The organism is Butyrivibrio sp. Su6 (assembly GCF_900108105.1).
In the GTDB taxonomy this organism is placed as follows: Bacteria; Bacillota; Clostridia; order Lachnospirales; family Lachnospiraceae; genus Butyrivibrio.
Genome location: NZ_FNUR01000001.1, coordinates 371,355 through 392,101, shown reverse-complemented (window position 1 = coordinate 392,101; position 20,747 = coordinate 371,355). Strand labels below are relative to the sequence as shown.

General features: G+C 37.8%; 17 protein-coding genes. All 17 read left to right on the top strand.

Annotation, left to right across the window (positions count from 1 at the left end; translation table 11 throughout):
• Positions 1 to 8 precede the first annotated feature (8 nt).
• The 17 genes from mreD (at position 9) to C4S54_RS01535 (ending at position 20,605) form a co-directional block, all read left to right on the top strand.
• Positions 9 to 533 (top strand): rod shape-determining protein MreD, encoded by a 525-nt coding sequence (gene mreD, locus C4S54_RS01615; protein WP_022774472.1) that lies wholly within the window; start codon positions 9 to 11, stop codon positions 531 to 533.
• A complete protein-coding gene (locus tag C4S54_RS01610) occupies positions 526 to 3,384 on the top strand; it encodes a penicillin-binding transpeptidase domain-containing protein (protein WP_103867960.1) in 2,859 nt (952 codons plus the stop codon). The genes mreD and C4S54_RS01610 overlap by 8 nt, the downstream gene beginning before the upstream one ends.
• 10 nt (positions 3,385 to 3,394) lie before the next feature.
• Complete coding sequence (locus C4S54_RS01605; RefSeq protein WP_103867959.1) at positions 3,395 to 4,519, top strand: FtsW/RodA/SpoVE family cell cycle protein; 1,125 nt, start codon at positions 3,395 to 3,397, stop codon at positions 4,517 to 4,519.
• A 5-nt stretch (positions 4,520 to 4,524) separates the two neighbouring features.
• A complete protein-coding gene (gene mgsA / locus C4S54_RS01600) occupies positions 4,525 to 4,920 on the top strand; it encodes a methylglyoxal synthase (RefSeq protein ID WP_074887428.1) in 396 nt (131 codons plus the stop codon).
• Positions 4,904 to 5,866: a D-alanyl-D-alanine carboxypeptidase family protein gene (locus C4S54_RS01595; RefSeq protein WP_242973714.1), complete on the top strand. Its 963-nt coding sequence runs from the start codon at positions 4,904 to 4,906 to the stop codon at positions 5,864 to 5,866. The genes mgsA and C4S54_RS01595 overlap by 17 nt, the downstream gene beginning before the upstream one ends.
• 73 nt (positions 5,867 to 5,939) lie before the next feature.
• Positions 5,940 to 6,359 carry a twitching motility protein PilT gene (locus C4S54_RS01590; RefSeq protein ID WP_103867958.1) on the top strand — a complete coding sequence of 140 codons (420 nt, stop codon included), beginning with the start codon at positions 5,940 to 5,942 and terminating at the stop codon, positions 6,357 to 6,359.
• 76 nt (positions 6,360 to 6,435) lie between these two features.
• Positions 6,436 to 8,058: an HlyD family efflux transporter periplasmic adaptor subunit gene (locus C4S54_RS01585; protein ID WP_160110647.1), complete on the top strand. Its 1,623-nt coding sequence runs from the start codon at positions 6,436 to 6,438 to the stop codon at positions 8,056 to 8,058.
• A 111-nt stretch (positions 8,059 to 8,169) separates the two neighbouring features.
• The gene (locus C4S54_RS01580; RefSeq protein ID WP_022774462.1) at positions 8,170 to 8,694 is read left to right on the top strand and encodes a cell division protein SepF; all 525 of its coding nucleotides are present in this window, start codon (positions 8,170 to 8,172) and stop codon (positions 8,692 to 8,694) included.
• A gap of 63 nt (positions 8,695 to 8,757) precedes the next feature.
• Positions 8,758 to 9,858, top strand: a complete 1,101-nt coding sequence (aroB, locus tag C4S54_RS01575; RefSeq protein ID WP_103867957.1) for a 3-dehydroquinate synthase — start codon at positions 8,758 to 8,760, stop codon at positions 9,856 to 9,858.
• Between the two features lie 9 nt (positions 9,859 to 9,867).
• Positions 9,868 to 10,407 carry a signal peptidase II gene (gene lspA / locus C4S54_RS01570; RefSeq protein ID WP_103867956.1) on the top strand — a complete coding sequence of 180 codons (540 nt, stop codon included), beginning with the start codon at positions 9,868 to 9,870 and terminating at the stop codon, positions 10,405 to 10,407.
• On the top strand, positions 10,407 to 11,339 hold the full coding sequence (locus tag C4S54_RS01565; RefSeq protein ID WP_103867955.1) for an RluA family pseudouridine synthase: 933 nt from the start codon (positions 10,407 to 10,409) through the stop codon (positions 11,337 to 11,339). Before lspA ends, C4S54_RS01565 begins: the two co-directional genes overlap by 1 nt.
• A 35-nt stretch (positions 11,340 to 11,374) precedes the next feature.
• The gene (locus C4S54_RS01560) at positions 11,375 to 12,010 is read left to right on the top strand and encodes a cytidylate kinase-like family protein (protein WP_200821029.1); all 636 of its coding nucleotides are present in this window, start codon (positions 11,375 to 11,377) and stop codon (positions 12,008 to 12,010) included.
• A 326-nt stretch (positions 12,011 to 12,336) separates the two neighbouring features.
• Positions 12,337 to 13,479 (top strand): GGDEF domain-containing protein, encoded by a 1,143-nt coding sequence (locus C4S54_RS01555; protein WP_160110646.1) that lies wholly within the window; start codon positions 12,337 to 12,339, stop codon positions 13,477 to 13,479.
• Positions 13,476 to 15,374 carry an ABC transporter substrate-binding protein gene (locus C4S54_RS01550; protein ID WP_103867952.1) on the top strand — a complete coding sequence of 633 codons (1,899 nt, stop codon included), beginning with the start codon at positions 13,476 to 13,478 and terminating at the stop codon, positions 15,372 to 15,374. The genes C4S54_RS01555 and C4S54_RS01550 overlap by 4 nt, the downstream gene beginning before the upstream one ends.
• Before the next feature lie 188 nt (positions 15,375 to 15,562).
• The gene (locus C4S54_RS01545) at positions 15,563 to 16,156 is read left to right on the top strand and encodes a DUF6033 family protein (protein WP_103867951.1); all 594 of its coding nucleotides are present in this window, start codon (positions 15,563 to 15,565) and stop codon (positions 16,154 to 16,156) included.
• 202 nt (positions 16,157 to 16,358) lie between these two features.
• Positions 16,359 to 18,659 (top strand): hypothetical protein, encoded by a 2,301-nt coding sequence (locus tag C4S54_RS01540; protein WP_103867950.1) that lies wholly within the window; start codon positions 16,359 to 16,361, stop codon positions 18,657 to 18,659.
• Positions 18,660 to 18,829: 170 nt separating this feature from the next.
• Complete coding sequence (locus C4S54_RS01535; RefSeq protein ID WP_103867949.1) at positions 18,830 to 20,605, top strand: methyl-accepting chemotaxis protein; 1,776 nt, start codon at positions 18,830 to 18,832, stop codon at positions 20,603 to 20,605.
• Positions 20,606 to 20,747 lie beyond the last annotated feature (142 nt).

Genomic DNA, 20,747 nt, shown 5'->3' with positions numbered 1-20,747 from the left:
GATTTTTTATGAATATTAGGCGTATACTTGTAAACTTCATATTTATCATAGTTTCATTTATTTTACAGACTACGCTTTTCAGGGCACTGGACTTTGGTGGAATAGCGCCCAATGTCCTTATGATAATGACTTCTTCGACAGCTTTTATCAAGGGAGATAAAGCGGGACTTTTAACAGGCTTTTTTTGCGGCCTTTTAGTCGATATTTTCTTTGGAACATATCTTGGCTTTTTTGCACTAATTTACATGTATATTGGATTTATTGTAGGAAAGCTTCACATTATCTTTTTTTCACAAAATGTTGCTATCCCTATCATGGTAATAACAATATCAGACTTTGTTTTTGGCTTTGTCTGTTATATCCTGATGTTCTTGTTCAGGACCAAATTTAATATCGGCTATTATATGCAGACAGTAATAATTCCTGAAGTTGTGTATACAGCTATCGTAGCCATATTTATTTATCCGATCATCCTTAAGGTCAATAATATCATTGATGAAAAGGAACAAAGGAGCGCCAAGAAATTTGTTTGATGAAATAAAAGAAAACATAATTAAATTCATAACTTCCAGAGCAGTCATAGTTTCTTTTGTTCTGTTTACTTTGGCCTGTGTAATGATATACAGGCTTTTTTCGCTGCAGGTAATAAATGGTGAGTATTATCTTGATACTTTTAAGTTAAGGATCAAAAAAGAAAAGACCATAGCTGCTACAAGAGGAAATATCTATGACAGAAATGGTAATCTTCTGGCTTATAATGAACTTGCCAATTCTGTAACTATAGAAGACGTTTATAAGTCAGGTTCAGGCAAAAACACAGCGATTAACCAGACTTTAAATGCTCTTATTGATATCATCGAGGAAAATGGTGATACAGTAGATCAGGATTTCAATATTATTCTCAACGAAAGCAATGAATTTGAGTTTAAGGTCACCGGTAATTCACTTCTTAGATTCCTGGCAGATGTTTATGGACACACATCTATAAATGACCTTAAGTACGAGGAAAAGACAAAAACTCCTGAGAATGTTATTGATGACCTCTGCAAAAAATTTGGTGTAGGAGAGTATGAAACTCCCGGAGTATCTTCTTCTTTTGTTGCAAGAAGGGGCTATACCAATGACAGAGCTCTTAAGGTTTTGACAGTTCGTTACAATATGGATTCTAACAGTTATCAGAAGTACATTGATACTACAGTTGCTTCTGATGTAAGCGACCAGACAGTTGCTGATGTTATGGAGAATCTGGGCATGCTTGAGGGTGTTTCTATCGAGGAGAGTACAGCCAGAAAGTATGTTGATGCACAGTATTTCTCACATCTTCTTGGTTATACAGGAAAGGTTTCAGAGGATGAACTTGCTGAGCTTCAGCAGATAAATTCAAGCTATGGACTTAACGATACTGTTGGTAAATCAGGTATTGAGCAGGCTATGGAGTCTGTGCTTCAGGGCACAAAGGGATCTGAGACTGTTTATGTAGATAATACAGGTCAGGTAATTGAGACCAGCAATTATGTGGATTCAATTGCAGGTAATGATGTTTATCTTACTATTGATAAAGATCTTACTGAGGCCTGCTACGATATTATTGAGCAGTCACTTGCAGGTATCCTTGTTTCCAAAATACAGAATGTAAAGACATACACATATACAGAGACAAGTAGCTCAAGCAGTATTGTAATCCCAATCTATGATGTTTATTATGCTATTTTTGACAACGACGTTGTTGATATACCTCATTTTGCTGAGGACGATGCAAAAGAAACAGAGAAAGCTGTTTATGAGGCTTTTACAATTAAGAATGCATCCGTTCTTTCAAGACTCAGGGAAGAGTTCGAAACAACAAAGACTCCTTATAATGCCCTTAGCAGTGAATATCAGTGGTACATGAGCCATATTGCATCAATGCTTTATTCTGATGGCGTCATCAATTCTACTCTTGTAGATAAAGAAGATGATGTATATGTTGCCTGGACAACAGATGAGACAATTTCTCTTACTGAATACTTAAAATATGCTATCGCTATGAACTGGATCGATGTTTCTAAACTCAGCATCGACAATCAGTATGCAGATTCTGAAGAAATCTTTGCTCAGATAGTAGATTACATCATTGATAAGATGTCATCTGATTATGACTTCCAGACAAGGCTCTATAAATATCTTTTGCTGGATGGAAACATAAGTGGCACTCAGGTTTGCAACCTCCTTCTTGAACAGGATAAAGTTACTTTATCAGATGAAGAGCAGGGAATATGGGATAGAGGCGGCGAGACAGCATATACCTTTATGACTAACAGGATTTCCAACCTGGATATTACACCTGCGCAGCTTGCTCTTGATCCCTGCACAGGATCAATGGTTGTTACTGACGTTAATTCCGGTGATGTACTGGCTATAGTTTCATATCCCGGATACGATAACAACAAAATGGCAAACGGCGTTGATGCAGAATATTACGCTAAACTTAGAAGCGACAAATCAAATCCTTTGTACAACTACGCTACACAGCAGAAGACAGCTCCCGGTTCTACATTTAAGATTGTTTCTGCGACAGCAGGCCTTACAGAAGGAGTAATTACTACTGATTCAACAATTTATTGCGGCGGTATTTTTGATAAGCTCGATCATCCGCCAAGGTGTTGGATATATCCTAGTGGACACGGTAACTTAAATGTTACAGGTGGTATCCGTAATTCCTGCAACGTATTTTTCTATGAAGTCGGTTACAGACTTGGTCTTTTGGGTAGTTCTTATTCATCAGAGACCGGTCTTGAAAAACTTGCCCAGTATGCAGATATGTATGGCCTCACTGAAAAATCAGGCATAGAAATTGCAGAATCAGAGCCTTCTGTATCAGATCAGGACGCTGTTCGTTCTGCTATCGGACAGGGTAGTCATTCATATACAACTATAGGACTTGCAAGATATGTGACAACTATTGCAAATAGTGGTACATGTTATAATCTTTCTCTTATAGATAAAACTACTGATTCAAGCGGTAATCTGCTTGAAGAGTACAGTGCATCTGTCAGAAATACTATCGATATGCCTCAGTCTTACTGGAATGCAATTCATTTAGGTATGAGACAGGTTGTACAGGATAAATCCTATTATGCAAATCTTGGAGTTAACGTAGCCGGTAAGACAGGTACAGCGCAGGAGTCGAAGAGCAGACCAAACCATTCACTCTTCATCTGCTACGCACCTTATGAAAAGCCTGAAATTGCAATAGCAACACGAATTGCTTATGGTTATACATCAAGCTATGCTGCACAGATTACGAAAGAAGCTCTTTCTTATTACTTTGAGCTTAGAGATGAGGATGATATCCTTTCAGGTACAGCAAGAGAACTTCAGGATGGTGCTACAAACGCCGATTAATGGGGGAAAAATGTTAAAGAAATACAAGATAATGGATTATGACTTTCCTCTGGTCATAATGGTAATTGGTCTTACAATATTTGGAATAATGGCTATCAGCTCAGCCAACCCTTCCTATGTCTCCAAACAGACAGCAGGAATGGTTTTTGGCGTGGTTTTAATGGTTTTTATTTCACTACTTGATTATTCATTTTTGATAAAACTTTACATTCCGTTTTATATACTGAATGTAGCTCTTTTGGCACTTGTTTTATCCCCTTTGGGTAGCAGCACAAACGGAGCTCAAAGATGGATAAACTTATTTGGAATAACATTCCAGCCATCAGAGGCAGCCAAAATTTTATTGATTTTATTTTATGCTCAGTTTATCATGAAATATAAGGACAAAGTTAAGAACATAAGCTTTGTTCTAATTTGCTTGGCACTGCTTGCGCTTCCTTTGGGGCTTATCTTTAAGCAGCCCGACCTTTCAACATGTATCATGGTCATGATGATTTTTTCATCAATGATATTTGTTGCCGGTGTTAACTGGAAGCTAGTCGTCTTTGTTTTATCTGTTTCTATTCCTTCAGTATTATTTATAATTTATAATGCTGTTCAGGAAGACAGCAGTATTCTTAAGGACTATCAGCAGCGTAGAATTCTTGCATGGTTACATCCTGAAGAGTATGCTAATTCAGAGGCTTATCAAACACTTAATTCTATGATGGCTATTGGTTCAGGTCAGCTTTATGGCAAGGGTTATAATACCAACGAGATAAGCTCTGTTCTAAATGGCGGATTTATTTCAGAGTCCCAGACAGACTTTATTTTCACTGTTATCGGTGAAGAGTTTGGATTCATTGGGGCATGTATTGTTGTGGTTTTGATTCTTGGTATCGCTATTGAATGCTTTATGGTTTCCATGAGGGCCAAGGATAAAGCAGGTGAGGTAATCGCCGCAGGCGTTGGAGGCTGGATAGGCTTTCAGGGCATTATAAACATAGGAGTTGCAACCGGAGTTCTGCCCAACACAGGACTTCCACTTCCTTTTGTAAGTGCCGGTCTGACTTCGCTTTTAAGTGTTTATGTAGGCATTGGCTTTGTGCTCAATGTCAGACTTCAAGGAAACAAATATATTTTGGGGAGAGGTTAAAGTACATGAATATAGCTTTAATTGCACATGATGCGAAAAAGAAACTTATGCAGAATTTCTGCATAGCTTATAGAGGTATCCTTAGTAAAAATGATCTTTATGCTACAGGAACTACAGGAAGACTTGTAGAAGAGGTAACAAATCTTTCAATTCACAAGTATCTTGCAGGACATCTTGGTGGAGCTCAGCAGCTTGGTGCAGCAATAGAGCACAACGAAATCGACCTTGTGATCTTTTTAAGAGATCCATTAACAGTAAAATCTCATGAACCTGATATCAGCAATATCATGTCACTTTGTGATATGCATAATATTCCTGTTGCCACCAATCTGGCATCAGCTGAGCTTTTACTTAAGTCATTGGATAGGGGAGATTTTGAGTGGCGTGAGATGTACAAGTAAGATAGCTTTATTATTGTGTCTTTTAGTAGGAACAACTGGACTTACCGGCTGTTCTTACTTTTCATATTCTGCAAAGTACTCTGTATCTTCATCAACTGAAGATGTCAGAAATACATATTATTATCCTACTTTTGCTTCAGATCTTTGCGTAGCAGGCGGCGATATAACAGGAGATGAGGATGTTATTTCTTCTGATGTCAGCGCCGGTCTTTTTGATCTCAATAACAAAGAAACCTTATATGCCAAAAATGTTAATCTCCAGGTTCATCCTGCAAGCCTGACAAAGGTCATGACTGCTCTTGTTGCTTTAAAATACGGCAAGCTTGATCAGGTTCTTGTTGCAGACAGTAATGTCTATGTCAATGAGAGCGGAGCACAAAAGGTGAATCTTAAGGAAGGTGACAGACTTACACTTGATCAGGCACTTAGGATCCTGCTCATATATTCAGCTAATGATGTAGCTAATCTTATTGCCACTAATATTGGAGGTTCCATTGAAGGATTCGCAGATATGATGAATAAGGAAGCCCTTGCTATTGGAGCTACCAATTCTCATTTTACAAATCCTCATGGTTTAACTGATGAGGACCACTATGTTACAGCTTATGATATGTATCTGATATTTAACGCTGCCATGCAATATGAGACCTTCAGTGAAATAATAAATATGACTGAATACAGCACAAACTATCTTGATTCATCAGGTAACTCAAAGGAGGTTTCTGTATCCAGCACTAATGCGTATCTTTCAGGCAGCCAGTCAGCGCCTATGGGTGTTACAGTCATTGGCGGTAAAACGGGCACAACATCTGCTGCAGGTCATTGCCTTATCCTGCTTGCAAGAGATACAAACGGAAGTCCTTACATCGCAGTTATCATGCGCGATACAGACAGTGGGACACTTTACTCTGACATGTCATCTTTGCTTTCAGAAATAACCAAATAGAGTTGTTTTTTACCATGTAATATTCTATAATTATTACAAGGATTTAAATTCTAACTAGCAGGAGGGTATGCCGATGGTTCAGTTAATTGTTGGGAAAAAGGGTAAAGGAAAGACAAAATGTTTATTGGACAAGGTTAATACCGAGGTTAAGAATGTACTCGGAAGTGTAGTATTTCTTGATAAGAACACCAAGCACATGTATGAATTAAACAATAAGATCAGACTTATTGTAGTTCCAGAGTTTATGATTTCAAATTCTGATGAGTTTATCGGATTCGTAAGTGGTATTATTTCTCAGGACCACGATCTCCAACAGATGTATTTTGATGGATTTTTGAATATCTCTTGTCTCGAGGGCAAGGACATAACAGAAACTATTGACAAGCTCGAAAAGCTTTCTGAGAAGTTCAATATTGATTTCATCTTAAGCGTTTCAATGGATGAATCAGAGCTTCCTGAAAATGTTAGATCCAAGGTTGTAATTTCACTTTAATTTTAAAGTATAATGTATATAAGCCGCGGGCTTTCCGCGGCTTATATATTGTAAAAAAGTATAAAAGGTTGGGAAAATGGCTAAGAAAAACAGCCGCGTAACAAAATATCCGGGCAATATAAATAATATAAACATTGGAATGATATTCTTTTCCGTAATGGCTATCTATATCGTTATCAGTGTCATTACTTATATGCGCAGGGATCATATAGTTGGATATCAGGTTAAAGAGGGAGCTCTTTCAACTAATAATATTTATGATGCTGTGGCTGTTCGTACAGAGAAGATCATAACCAGTGACAATGCAGGTTATGTCAATTATTTTGCAACAGAAGGCGGAAGAGTTGCAGTAGGAAATCTTGTTTATACAGTTGATGAGTCAGGGCAGCTTCTTGAGTATCTTAAATCACAGGGTTCTGAAGAAGTCGCACTTGGTGATGAGGACTTATCTGAACTTCGAAGCCAGATTGTAAATTTTGATTCATCTTTTGACCCTCAGAATTTTTATACTGTATATGATTTTAAGGTCAGTATAGATGGAACTGTTCAAAAGCTTTCAAACAGCAGTATTCTGCAGAATATACAATCTCTTAATTCAAGCAGTGGAACACTTTCATCTATTGGATATAAAAATGCTCCTGACACAGGAATAGTCGTGTATTCTATTGATGGATATGAGGATCTGACACTTGAGACTATGACTCTTGATAAGCTCGACCAAAAGAACTATGAAAAGACTCAGCTTATCAATAATACTCTTGTTAAGGCAGGAGACCCTGTTTATAAGCTCTGCACAAGTGAAGAATGGTCTATAATTATAAATGAACAGGATCCTGAAAGACTTCAGGAATTTGAGAATCTTGAATATATCAAGGTCAGATTCATTAAAAACCAGGATGAATCATGGGGTAAGGTCACTACCTATACCAATGTGGATGGCCAAAGCTTCGTTCAGCTTACATTTACAAATTCCATGATAACTTTCTGCAGAGACAGATTTTTAAATGTGGAGCTAATAACAGAGGATGAGACGGGACTTAAGATTCCTAATTCTTCAATCGTGAATAAGAGCTTTTTCCTGATCCCTAAGGCTTACCTCATTAACAATAATGACAACACCTCAGGAGTACTAAGGGAAAAGTACGACGAACAGGGAAATGCCACTACCGAGTTTGTTTCACTTGATGTATATAATGAGACAGATACTGAGTATTACATTGATACGGACACATTAAGAGCTGGTGATACACTGATAAAGCCGGATTCCAATGAAAGATATACTGTTAGTAAGACAGATACTCTTATTGGGGTTTATAATATAAACAAAGGCTATGCAGATTTCAGACAGGTTAAGATTCTTTATCAGAACGATGAATACGCCATAGTTCGTTCCAATACTATGTATGGACTTAATGTATATGACTACATTGTTCTTGATTCATCAACAGTTGATGAGAATTCAGAAAAGGCAGATGAAGCATCTGACAGTTCCGGAGAAGAACATGGTGATGAGAGTGAAAGCGCATATGAAGGCAGCTTAGATGATGTCAGTGCTCAGGAATCATCTGATACATCCGCATCTGAAGATTCAGGTCTTTCTTCAAGCGAGTCATCTGATGAAGTAAGTGAGGAACCTGCGCAAGAGCCAACAGAAGGCATATCTAAAGATTCGTCAGAATCAGCTTCTTCTCAGGGGTAAAATTTTAAAAATTGTTAAAAAAACCATATAAATTTGACATAATACGTAAAACTACGATAATATTATATGAGATTTTGTTGGGAAAAATAAATGTGAGGAGCATTAGATAAAATGAGTGTAATGGATAAATTCTTAAAAGCAATTCAGCTTAATGGGGATGAAGATGGTTATTATGACGAGGATGACACTTATTATGATGGTGGGTCCAAGATTGAGTCAATAAATAATCAGGCTCCAATTGGTAAGGATGATCCCACTATTGATGTTTCCGAGGAAAAGGCAAAAAAACCTGCACCAAAGGTTGTTCCATCCAGGTCAAAGAAAGCTTTATCAGCTGCCGGTATGGAAGTTTGCGTGATCAAACCTACATCTGTTGAGGATGCAAGGGAGATAACAGAAACACTTTTAGCAAATCGCACAGTTGTGCTTAATTTAGAAGGCCTTGATGTAGATATTGCACAGAGGATCATAGATTTTACATCAGGTTCAACATTTGCAATTTCAGGTAATCTTCAGAAGATATCAAGATACATCTTCATTATTACACCGGCATCAGTTGATATTTCAGGCGATTTCCAGAATATTTTGAGCGGCTTCGGTAGTGGAATACCAGAGGGACCTCATCAAATCGATTAATATAACAAGCTGCTGCATTCGCGGCAGCTTCATTTTTGTTTAGAAGAATAGAGGATACTAGGGATGGAAAGTTTAGTTGTTAACTATGGTGGGAAGCCATGTTATGAGATCATATTTGAAAAGGATTTTGAAGGGCTAAGTGATAAGGTTAGGGAGCTTGGCTTTGAGGGCAGGAAAATAGCAATAATTACTGATAGTAATGTTGAGAAGTTATATGCAAAGGATGTTCAAAAGGAACTTAATAAGGTATCAAAGACAGTTATAGCTTATGCAATCCCTGCCGGTGAAGAGAATAAGAATCTCAAAGAAATTGAGAAAATATATAAGGTTTTGATTGAAAATCATTTTGACAGACATGACCTTGTTGTTGCACTTGGGGGCGGTGTTGTTGGTGATATGGCCGGTTTTGCTTCTGCAACATATCTTAGGGGAATTGATTTTATTCAGATTCCTACAACTCTTTTAGCTCAGACAGACAGCAGCATTGGCGGCAAGACGGGTGTTGATTTTGATGAGTATAAAAATATGGTAGGCGCATTCCATATGCCTCGTCTTGTGTATATGAATATTTCTACTCTTAATTCCTTAAGTGACAGGCAGTATGCTTCAGGATTTGCAGAAGTTATGAAGCATGGTCTTATTAAAGATGCTTCTTTCTATTCATGGCTTATTGAGAACATGTACGAGATTGAAGACAAGGATACAGATGTAGTTCTTGAGATGGTAAAAAGAAGCTGCGAGATCAAGAAAGCAGTCGTTGAAAAGGATCCCACAGAAAAGGGAGACAGAGCACTTCTTAACTTTGGACATACCCTTGGACATGCTATTGAAAAGGCAAAAGGATTTTCACTTACTCACGGTGAGTGCGTAGCTCTTGGCTGTGTTGCAGCAGCTTTTATCTCCTGGAAAAAAGAGCTGATTGCTATGGAAGAATATTACGAGATCAGGGATATGTTTGTTCCCTTTAATCTCCCTATATCAGTAGAAAATCTTGAGCCTTCAGAGGTGATAAAGCTCACAAAGTCAGATAAAAAGGCTGATGGAGATAAGATTAAGTTTATTCTCCTTAAAAAGATTGGAAAAGCATTTATTGATACAACCGTTACCGAAGAAGAGATGAATGCTGCTTTAAATGAAATTATCTACGTTGAGAATGGAGACTGATCAGTTTTTATGAATACAAATTTATCTAAAAAGAAAAAAATCTTTTTGCTGGTTGATTTTTTGATGATAATACTTTTAGTTTTATTAGACCAGTTTACTAAGTACCTTGCAGTTATCCATTTGGAAGACAAGCCTGCTATAAAGATAATTGACGGCGTATTAGAGCTTAATTTCTTAAAAAACAGTGGAGCTGCCTTTGGCCTTTTGCAGAATCAAAAGGTTTTCTTTATCCTGGTTGCTGTAATGATACTTTGCATTATAGCTTATGTTCTCTTTAGAATGCCTGATGACAAAAAGTACAATATCATGCATATTTTACTTGTTATGATCGCAAGTGGCGCAGCCGGGAACATGATAGACAGAGTTCGCAACGATTATGTTGTTGATTTCATCTATTTTGTTATCATCAATTTTCCGATATTTAACGTAGCAGATATATATGTTACTGTTTCAACATTTTTATTTGTGATCCTTTTTCTTTTTTACTATAAAGAGAATGATTTCAATTTCCTTAGCTTTAACCAGCAAAAGAAATTTAGGGAAAAATAATGGATAGTGAAAACAAATTATTTGAATATGTTGTAAGTGACGAATATGAAGGACTAAGGATAGATAAGCTTTTATCTGAGCTTAGCCCTTCTTTTTCTCGCACTTACATAAAAAAACTTATAGATGACAAAAAGGTCTTTTGCAATGGAAAAAATGTAAAGGCAAGCTTTTGCATCTCTGAAAATGATTATATTAAAATGGAGATTCCGCCTGCTGAGATCCCTGAGATATTGCCTCAGGATATTCCGCTGGACATAATCTATGAAGACAATGATGTTCTTGTTGTAAATAAGCCAAAAGATATGGTCGTCCATCCTGCTGCAGGTCATTATAAGGATACTCTGGTAAACGCTGTTATGTATCACTGTCATGATAATTTATCAGGTATTAACGGTGTTATGAGGCCGGGAATTGTTCACAGGATTGATAAAGATACTACGGGATCAGTTATTATCTGTAAAAATGATAATGCCCATCAAAAAATAGCTGAACAGCTCAAAGAGCATTCTATAAATCGTGTATATCATGCAATTTGCTACGGCGTAATCAAAGAGGATGAGGGCACGATTGAAACCCTTATTGGCAGAAGCACTAATGACAGAAAGAAAATGGCTGTAGTTACAAGTGGCGGTAAAGAAGCGATTACTCATTTTCGCGTTCTAAAGCGATTTGAGGAAGATAATATGACTTATATAGAGTGCAGACTTGAAACAGGCAGAACCCACCAGATTCGTGTTCATATGGCTCATATTGGACATCCTCTTTTGGGAGATGAGGTGTATGCCGGAAACAGGAAGAGCAGATTCAAATTAAACGGCCAGTGCTTACACGCCAAGACTCTTGGTTTTATACATCCTGCAACAAACGAGTATATAGAAACGGATGCGCCGCTACCTGAGTATTTTTCACATTTGCTCAATGTTCTTAAATAAGGTAAAATAAGAAAAAGGGGAAAGGGGTGATGTATATGAATACTATAATCACTATTGGAAGACAATTCGGATCAGGCGGAAGAGAAATAGGAGAAATGGTCGCCGATCATTTCGGGATTAAGTGTTATGACAAGGAGCTTCTTTCTAGAGCAGCAAAAGAGAGTGGCTTTTGCGAGGAGATGATTCAGAATCATGATGAGCGTCCTACAAATTCTTTTCTTTACAACCTTGTAATGGACACATATTCATTTGGATATAATTCTTCAAGTTTTGTTGACATGCCTATCAGCCACAAAGTTTTTTTGGCACAGTTTGATACTATCAAAAAGATTGCTCAGGAAGGCCCTTGCGTTATCGTTGGAAGATGTGCAGATTATGCATTATCTGATTTTCCAAATGTTCTTAATCTCTTTATCACGGCTGATGAAGAGTGCAAGATAAAGCGCATAAAAGAGCGGTTTGAGGATATCACAACAGATGACAAGGCAAGAGAGATGATGAATAAAAAGGATAAACAGCGTCAGAGCTATTACAACTATTATTCATCCAAGAAATGGGGCAGAGCTGACAGCTATGACCTTTGCATCAATTCAAGCATTCTCGGTATAGATGGTACCGTGAAATTTATTACTCAGTATATTGATGACTATGAGCATTCCAAGAAACTTTGATTCACCTATAGAGGGCCTGACTTAATTGTCAGGCCTTTCATGGAGGATGAGCTATGTGGAAGCGTGCGCAGGAAAGATTTAGAACGCGAAGCCTGATTGCTACACTCATTCTTATGCTGATCGTGTTCTTATATTCTACTGTTTACGTTCTCTATGTAAAAAACTATACTAGAGACCAAAGTTATTTAGAACTCAAAAAATCCACCGATGAAGCCATAAGCTCCATCGAGGGTGAATTTCGTGCGGACCGTAATATGTTACGGCTTATTTCTAAAATTATCTCCGAGTCCGGAGAATCTTTACATTCCCTAGGTGTTACCAGATATTTGAATATTTATTATGTAAATTCCAATATTTCAGAGGCTGCTATTCTTACGCCCAGAAATGAAGTCATTAGAATTTCGGGAAAAGATATTGATGCAACCGGGATTTTGGATTTTAATTCTGTGCTTGCGAAGGGAGAACATATTTCAACCCTTCAAAGAGATCTTGAAATTCCCTCAGTTTTGGATATTAGAAGCTTTGTTCCTATAAGGAAAGATGACAGAACAATAGCTTTTATATATGGTACCACAACGCCTGCAGGTATTATTGATGCATGGTCTCCTGAAGTATATAACGGCCATGGCATTATTTCTATCATTGAAAGAGATACCGGAAAGTACCTTATAGATGGCCAAAACCGAATTAATACCTATTTTGATGAGTCAACTCTAAAGCTCCTTGCCATAAGTACAGGGGAAACTCTGGATGAAAACATAAAAAGCGGAAAAAGCGGCTATGCTATTGTTCGTGATCATTCAACAAATGAAATAATGTATTATTGCTATCTGCCAATGACAATAGCCAATTGGGAGATGGTTCTTAGCGTTCCGGAAAAATATGTCTACGAAGCTGTAAGACCAATGCATATTGGCTTATATCTGCTTATTGCCGCAGAGGCTATTTCTCTTATTATTTATTTCTTTTACATTATCCATATTACAACCGGTTCCCTTAAAGGTATGGAAAGAAGAGCTAATATGGACGCTCTAACGGGCCTTCAAAACAGAAACAGGTATGAATACTTTTGCCAGCATCTACAGCAGGGGACAGATGGTATGGCATGCATTTACTTTGATGTAAATGGCCTTCATGAGCTCAATAATACCCAGGGACATGTGGCCGGTGATAATATGCTAAAAACCATAGCATCAATTATAAGCGCCGAATTTGGCGAAAATAACACCTATAGGATTGGCGGTGATGAATTTGTTGCATTCAGGTATGAAAGGGATGAACAGGCCGTAAGAAAGGATCTTAGAAGGGTTCTTGATGATATTGAAAAAGAAAATTACCATGTTGCAAGTGGTCTTGCCATGGCAACACCTGATAAGAAGCTTTTAACAGTAATCAAGCTTGCTGAGGAGGAGATGTATCGCAATAAAGAGCTCTATTACAAATCAATAGGAAAGGAGATGCGAGGATGAGGCGTTTTTCTCAAAAGTGCATACTTCTATTCCTGTGTTTTGTGATGACTTTTTTGACCGGTTGCTATGGTAAGCTTCCTGATCTTGAAAATCATACCCTTGAAGATGCTTACGACAATGATGCAGTTGTTTTTAAGACTGTATATTCCTCGGAGGTTATTGATCTAAACTACCTGGTGACAAGTTCTGCTGTTGATACAGCAGTTTGTGCCAATGTTATAGATGCTCTTGTTGACTATGACACAAAGGGCAATATTATCCCCGGACTTGCTGAAAGCTGGGAGTCAAATGAGGATTTTACTGAGTGGACTTTTCATTTAAGGGACGGAATAAAATGGGTCGACTACAACGGCAATTATTATGCAGATGTAGTAGCTGATGACTTTGTATGTGCTGCAGAATATGTCAATAATGCTGCCAATGATACAGATTGTCAGTACATGTATTCGACAGGGGCTGTGGTCTTAAATGCCCAGAAATACTATGAATTTACATCGTATGTCTTAAACCCCGATGATTTTGAGGAAATACCGGAAAAGACAATCCCTTCTGATATTGGCGTTGTGGCAGAAGATGATAAGACTTTGAAATACATCTTAGAAAAACCATGTCCCTTTTTTACCAGCGTTTTATCTTATACAACGTATCTCCCAATCTGCCGAAAGTACCTTAATGAGATTGGAAGTGTTTTTGCTACAGACAATGAGTTCATGCTATATAACGGTGCTTATATACTGCATTATTTTAAACCACTTGAAAAGCAGATATTTGTAAAAAATCCCACCTATTGGGATAAGAAAAACGTCTATCTTGACAGAATTGAAAATTATTATGATGCTGATGCTCTGTTAATTGGGCCAGAGCAATATATGAATGGCTCTGTTGATAAGGCAATCATAAGTCCTGATCATCTTGATGAGTATATGAGCAAAACTGAATATGCAGAGAATATTCACAGATCAAGACCAGATAGCTCTTTTTCATATTTTTATTCCTTTAATTTTGAACCATTATTTGATAAAAGATATGAACCTGATAACTGGAAAAAAGCTGTAGAAAACTTAAGCTTTAGGAAAGCTATCATGGCATCAATAGACAGGGTAAGTATTTTAAAGCTCTATGAACCATACGATCCGGAAATTCTTATAAATAACACGATCACTCCTAAAGGCTCTAATTCATTTAACGGGAAAGATTATACATCTTATGGGAAACTTGCGTATCACGCCGGAAATGACTCTTTTGACTCCAAAAAAGCAAGAATCTACAGAGATCTTGCGAGGCTTGAACTTACGCCAAAAGGGGTGACTTTTCCAATAAAAATGCTTATGCCATATAATCCTTCAACAGAAGGGTGGAAGCAGGAAGCATATATGATGGAGGAACAGATAGAATCGACTTTGGGTAAGGATTTTATCGATGTTATAGTAACCGCCGGGAGCGATATGGGGTTTTTACTCTCAGTTCGCATGTCAGGTAAATATGCCTTTATGAAATGCCGCTGGGGCGCGGATTATGAGGATCCTCAAACCTGGACAGAGCCCTTTGAAGATGATGGAGACTACACATTCTGGCAGCTTTCAGATAATTCAGAGATGAAAAAGATACATAAGAAATGGCGGGAGCAGATTGATCTTGCTTCTTCTATTACTGACGATAATGACAGGAGATTTACTGAGTTTGCAGAGGCTGAAAATATCATCATCAGTAATGCTATTGTGGTTCCGTTCTCTATTATGAATGGTGATGGATATATCATGTCAAAGCTAAATGAGTTTGAAGGCGAGTATTCTTCCTATGGAATGGCAAGACAGCGCTATAAATACTATAAGAAGCACGAAAAATCTATGAATCTGGAAGAATATGAAAAAGCTTATGCTGAATGGATTGAATGAGACTTTCATGTTTTTTGATATTACTTGAAACAATATTGCAGAATGTACAAAATTTAATACAAATTTAATTGGTTAGCTATAAAGTAGGTGATAATCTGAACCCAAAGAACAACGAGTGTGATTTTATATTTTCACATTCTTTTGCATAGAAAGGAATCTATGCTCTGATTTTTCAAGGAGGAAAAATTATGGCAGCCAGTATAAGTAATAATGTCAGCCAAATGTACCGCAATGTTGCAAATGCCACTAAAACGGCAAAAGCAGCGGGAAAGTCAAACGCAAGATCTGCTGATAAATCCAAAGATGTTAGTAGTAAAGCCTCAGTATTTGGAACAGGCCTTGGAAACAGCGCCACAGTTTCTTTTTCTCCGGAAGTTGAAATGTATGGCAAGGTTGTTGACCTGCTTCAAAAGAAATACGAAAACGCCGATGTATTTGTGGCCGGGCCTGATGATGATCTGTCGCAGATAGGCGGAGATCTTGAATATAGCATTATTCTTTCCGAAGATGAGATGAAAATTCTTGCTTCTGACGATGAAAAAGATAAAGAGGCAAAGGATAAGCTTCTGGGAAAAATTGATGATGCTATGACCAAGATCAGTGATATGAGCAAAAAGATCAGCGAAAATACTGATGAAAAGGATGAGATTTCCAATTTTGGAATCAGTATTGGAAAAGATGGAAAATTAAATTTCTTTGCAGATATAAATGGAAACTCTTATAGCAATAATTCTTTAGATGAGGTTATAAAATTACTTGTAGCTGATAAGACTAATCAGTGATAAATATGTATAATCCAGTCTTTTGGGGTCTGACTTTTTTAGGTCAGGCTCTTTTTTTGTGTATAATCACGAAAACAGATTTTCGTAAAAGAGGTAACCAAAAGATACTTTTTTTTTAATTTTAAATTGTTATGATGTTCTCGGAAACGGAAATAATGTTGCAGAAAAACAACAATTTATTTTTAAAAGAGAGGGAAATGTTATGGTAAGTAAAAAGCTTAGAAAGGTGATGCACAGGTCGTTGGCAGTTGCTACATCTGCAATACTGATTGCAACTGCGTCTATTGGGGCAGGATTTACTGTTTCAGCTGAGGGTGATTACGAGGATGCTAAAGAGACAGTTGTTTCTGATCCAAATTCCTCAAATCCAGATGAACAAAGTTCAAAGGAAGTGGGAAATATTACTTCTGATTATGAGGGGATTATTGTAAGTAATGGTGGCTCAGTTACAGCACATGGTGATGTTGAGGCTAAGGGTACTGGGATAAGTAATGAGGGTGGTACAGTGACTGTAGATGGAAATGTTACTGCTAATGCTAATGAAGGTAGCACTCAAGAATATGGTATTGTGGTTAATGGGGGAAGCGTTGAAGTTAAAGGGAATGTAACAGGGGCTATAGATGGTATAGATGTAACAGGTGGAGGTGAAGTTACTGTTGGTGGTAATGTCACCGGACTAACAGATGATGGAATAGCAATTTACAAGAATTATGATGATGAAGATAGAGAAGTTAGTGGAACTGTAACTGTGGAAGGTAATGTTACTGGGGTTTGGGGGTTATATATTAATAATGGAAAAGTAGATGTTTCCGGCAATGTGACAGGAGATGTTACTGGTGTTACTGCAGATTCGAAAAGTGATATAAAAGTTGGAGGAGATGTTACAGGTGATAAAAATGGAATAAGGTCAGATGACTCAACCATATCTGTAGAAGGTAGTGTTAAGGGAAGTAAAGAGACTGGTATAGAATCAAGAGGGTCCAATATTACTGTAGAAAAAGATGTAGATGGAAATGTAATTGGAATAGAGGCGTCTACACGCAAAAAATATGTGTATAATGAACCGGTTGTGTCAGGAGAAGGATATGCAACCATATATGTAGGGGAAGATGGAGAATGTGCAGCTAGATATGTCGAGGAAGACGGAGAATATGGGAAAATTGAAGAGATTCCATCAAATGTTAATGTCGGCGGCAATGTAACCGGTGGAGCGTTTGGTGTTTTATCAGATAATGGTAGCACAGTACATGTAAAAGGTGATGTTACAGCAAGCGGAAAAATCGAAATGGAAGAAACTGAAGATGAGGAATTTGATGATTCTGAAATGGAAATGTATTCAAAAATACCTTCCGCTGCTATTGGTATAATAATTGGTATGGATAATGATGATGGTCCAAGACTTAGAGCACTTGAACTATCAGATGATGAAGATGTTGATCCGGAGACAGGAGCAAATTCTGAAGAAGGAAACCAGAAGCCAGAACCTGTAAAGGGCATAGTTATAGTTGAGGAAACTGTCAAGGCAGAAGACAACGATAACGGAGCATATGGTGTACTTTTGCTAAATAAAGGATATGAAACAGCGGCAGAAGTTATTGCGGCAACTCCAGACATAGTTGTATATGAATTTAACCTTGGCGATAATGCAGAAGTTGTTGGCTATCAGGACTATGATTCAGTATTTGATTTTTCTGAATATTATGAATTTAGACCCGTACCCATGCTTGCTGCAACCAATGAAGAAAATCCGGTAGATGAAGATGATATTGATGACGAACCTTCAGATGACGCGGATGAACTTGCAGCAGAAGTAATCGATACTGTTAAGGGATTAATAAATTATATAATTAAGCACGATAAAGAAGTTACTCTTGATTTTTTGAATGATGGCGAGGATGTAAGAGTATTTGGCGACGGCCTTGAAACTATGAGAATTGGAGAGGTTCTTAACATTACATTCCAGGAAGGCTATGAGCTTGATAATGAGGATTATTTAAAAACAATAGCAAGCGTTGAAAAGATATCTGATGGTGTCTACAAGATAACCTTAAACAGTGAACTTGGAGGAATTAATATCAAAGCACTTAAAAAAGCTATTGAAGAAGAAATAATTGATCCGGTTGTGGATCCAGATGAGCCCGACAACAAAGAGGATGATCCAAAAGAAAAGCCACAGGAAGAAACAAACGATGATCCTGTAGTTGTAATAATCGAAGAGTCAGATCCTGATCCTGCACCTGATTCTGAATCTGATCCTGAGCCAGCTTCAGCTCCTGCACCTGCAGTTGTTCCTTTAGTAGCTACTACAGTAGCTCCTGCACCAGCTCCGGCACCTACAGAACCAGCAGTTCTTGGTGAAAAGAGAGAAGCAGCAGTTCTTGGCGCAAGAAAAGCAAGTACAGATGATACAACCAATTTACCGATAAGAGCAATGATAATTATTATTGCTTCACTTGGAGCCTTGATTGTATGTGGCACAAAGTATTGCGTAAAAGAAAGATAAACTAAATGAGGGACTCCCGAGTTGTGTTATGCAATTTGGGAGTTCTTTTTTTGTGTTTTTATGCATTTTTTATTTAATTTTATTAAAAAAATATTAAACGTAAAACAATGCAATAATTAGCTATATAATGTATATAGGTGGATATTTATTATATTGAAAGGAGTGTCGCTATGTCAAGGACAACTGAAAACAAGAAGAATAAGGTCAGTTTTTTCAAATCTATTCCGGTTCAGATTTTGTTCTTTAATATTCTGATGTTGCTGGTATTTAACATAGTAAGCTACATTGTTAACGATGGAGTATCATCCATGTCTGACAGTGCTCAGGGTATAATTGCCGGAGTAACCGAGCTGGTTCATAAAGAGGGAACAGTTAAGGAAGATCTGGCCAGGATTGACGGAACAATCCAGAGCGCACTGGGACTATGGACATATTACACTGATGCTGATAAAGAGAGAATCGGAAGCGAGCTTAAATCCTACGAGAGCGAAGTGACCACTCTTGTAAAAGAAATCGGCGATGAGTTTACTATGTATGGCAATCCAAACGCAACGACACAGCTTGATGCTTCGGCAAAGGCTCTTATTGCGAACGTTGATGAAGTGTTCAATATCTTGATGACAACCGGCGATGGACGTGTTGCCTCGGGGATACTTACCGGAGATTATATGACTAACATGGAAGGTGTCAAAGCAGGCATGACAACCCTTGATGCATCGGTGGATGCACTTAAGGGTAATGTTGTAAATTATATGGCACAGTCAAAAAGTAAGATAACTGTCATGAATGTAATAGGAATGGTTGTGTTTATCGTGTGCCTTCTTTTGAACCTCTATGTTTCATTTGTTCTTATCACCAAAGTTATTGTTAAGATTTCCGACTCTGTTCAGGAAATTATAAATGATATCAACGCCGGAAATGGTGACCTTACAGCAAGAGTAAATGTTAAGACCGGAAATGAGCTTGTATTTATAAGAGACGGCATAAATGATTTTATTGAAACCCTGCAGGGCGTAATGAAAGATGTTAAGAGCGGAACACTCATTCTTACAGATTCCGCAGACAAGATGACCTCACAGATCGCTTTGGCTAACGACAACATCACCAACACATCAGCGGCGCTTGAGGAGCTTTCCGCCAGCATGGACAATGTGTCAACTACAGCTTCTCACATTAAGGAGCAGCTCAATGATGTAAGAGATGCGGTGGAGAGCATCAATGATGAGGTTGCTTCAGGAAAAGAGCGTGCAGGCGAGATACAGAAGGAAGCTGATACCATTAAGAATGAGGCTATGCAGAAGAAAGAGAATACAGGTGCCAGAGTTGAGGCGCTCAGCAAGACACTTGATGAGTCAGTAAAGGAAAGCGAGCAGGTTAATCAGATCGGAGAACTTACCAAGGTTATCCTCGATATAGCTTCCCAGACAAACCTTCTTGCACTTAACGCCAGCATTGAGGCTGCAAGAGCAGGTGAAGCCGGCAAGGGCTTTGCGGTAGTTGCGCAGGAGATCAGTGCACTTGCCGATAACAGCAGACAGACAGCCGGAAATATTCAGACTATAAGTGAGAATGTGACAAAGGCTGTTCAGGAGCTTTCGAATAATGCCATCGAGGTTGTAGATTTTATCAACAATACTGTTATTGCCGATTATGAAGCCTTTGTTGAGACAGGAGAGAAATATGAGAGTACAGCAGAGATAATGAATGAAATTCTTGAAGGCTTTACTGAGAAGGCAGACTCTCTTGATAACACAATGCACAGCATGACAGACTCAATTCTTACAATCACCGATTCCGTTGAAGAGTCCACACAGGCCATCAGCCTTTCAGCTTCCAACTCTACGGAAATTGTGGGAGAAATTCAAGAAATCGGAGAGGCCATGGATAATAACAATCAGGTTACGAACAAACTTAGCGATAGTACAAAGAAGTTTATAAACGTATAATACTATTTTACTCTTGATTCTTTGAATGATGAAAAGAAAAGTAAAGTAATAATCGAAAGGGCATAGGATTTTCCTATGCTCTTTTTTTATATTTTTTTAATAATTTTGGGTATATAAAATAACGTATTATTATAAGTGTAGA

Excerpts from the sequence above, each read along its gene's own strand:
- mreD (WP_022774472.1), top strand. The coding sequence starts at position 9 with ATGAATATTAGGCGTATACTTGTAAACTTCATATTTATCATAGTTTCA.
- C4S54_RS01605 (WP_103867959.1), top strand. The coding sequence starts at position 3,395 with ATGTTAAAGAAATACAAGATAATGGATTATGACTTTCCTCTGGTCATA.
- mgsA (WP_074887428.1), top strand. The coding sequence starts at position 4,525 with ATGAATATAGCTTTAATTGCACATGATGCGAAAAAGAAACTTATGCAG.
- C4S54_RS01590 (WP_103867958.1), top strand. The coding sequence starts at position 5,940 with ATGGTTCAGTTAATTGTTGGGAAAAAGGGTAAAGGAAAGACAAAATGT.
- C4S54_RS01585 (WP_160110647.1), top strand. The coding sequence starts at position 6,436 with ATGGCTAAGAAAAACAGCCGCGTAACAAAATATCCGGGCAATATAAAT.
- C4S54_RS01580 (WP_022774462.1), top strand. The coding sequence starts at position 8,170 with ATGAGTGTAATGGATAAATTCTTAAAAGCAATTCAGCTTAATGGGGAT.
- aroB (WP_103867957.1), top strand. The coding sequence starts at position 8,758 with ATGGAAAGTTTAGTTGTTAACTATGGTGGGAAGCCATGTTATGAGATC.
- lspA (WP_103867956.1), top strand. The coding sequence starts at position 9,868 with ATGAATACAAATTTATCTAAAAAGAAAAAAATCTTTTTGCTGGTTGAT.
- C4S54_RS01565 (WP_103867955.1), top strand. The coding sequence starts at position 10,407 with ATGGATAGTGAAAACAAATTATTTGAATATGTTGTAAGTGACGAATAT.
- C4S54_RS01560 (WP_200821029.1), top strand. The coding sequence starts at position 11,375 with ATGAATACTATAATCACTATTGGAAGACAATTCGGATCAGGCGGAAGA.
- C4S54_RS01550 (WP_103867952.1), top strand. The coding sequence starts at position 13,476 with ATGAGGCGTTTTTCTCAAAAGTGCATACTTCTATTCCTGTGTTTTGTG.
- C4S54_RS01545 (WP_103867951.1), top strand. The coding sequence starts at position 15,563 with ATGGCAGCCAGTATAAGTAATAATGTCAGCCAAATGTACCGCAATGTT.
- C4S54_RS01540 (WP_103867950.1), top strand. The coding sequence starts at position 16,359 with ATGGTAAGTAAAAAGCTTAGAAAGGTGATGCACAGGTCGTTGGCAGTT.
- C4S54_RS01535 (WP_103867949.1), top strand. The coding sequence starts at position 18,830 with ATGTCAAGGACAACTGAAAACAAGAAGAATAAGGTCAGTTTTTTCAAA.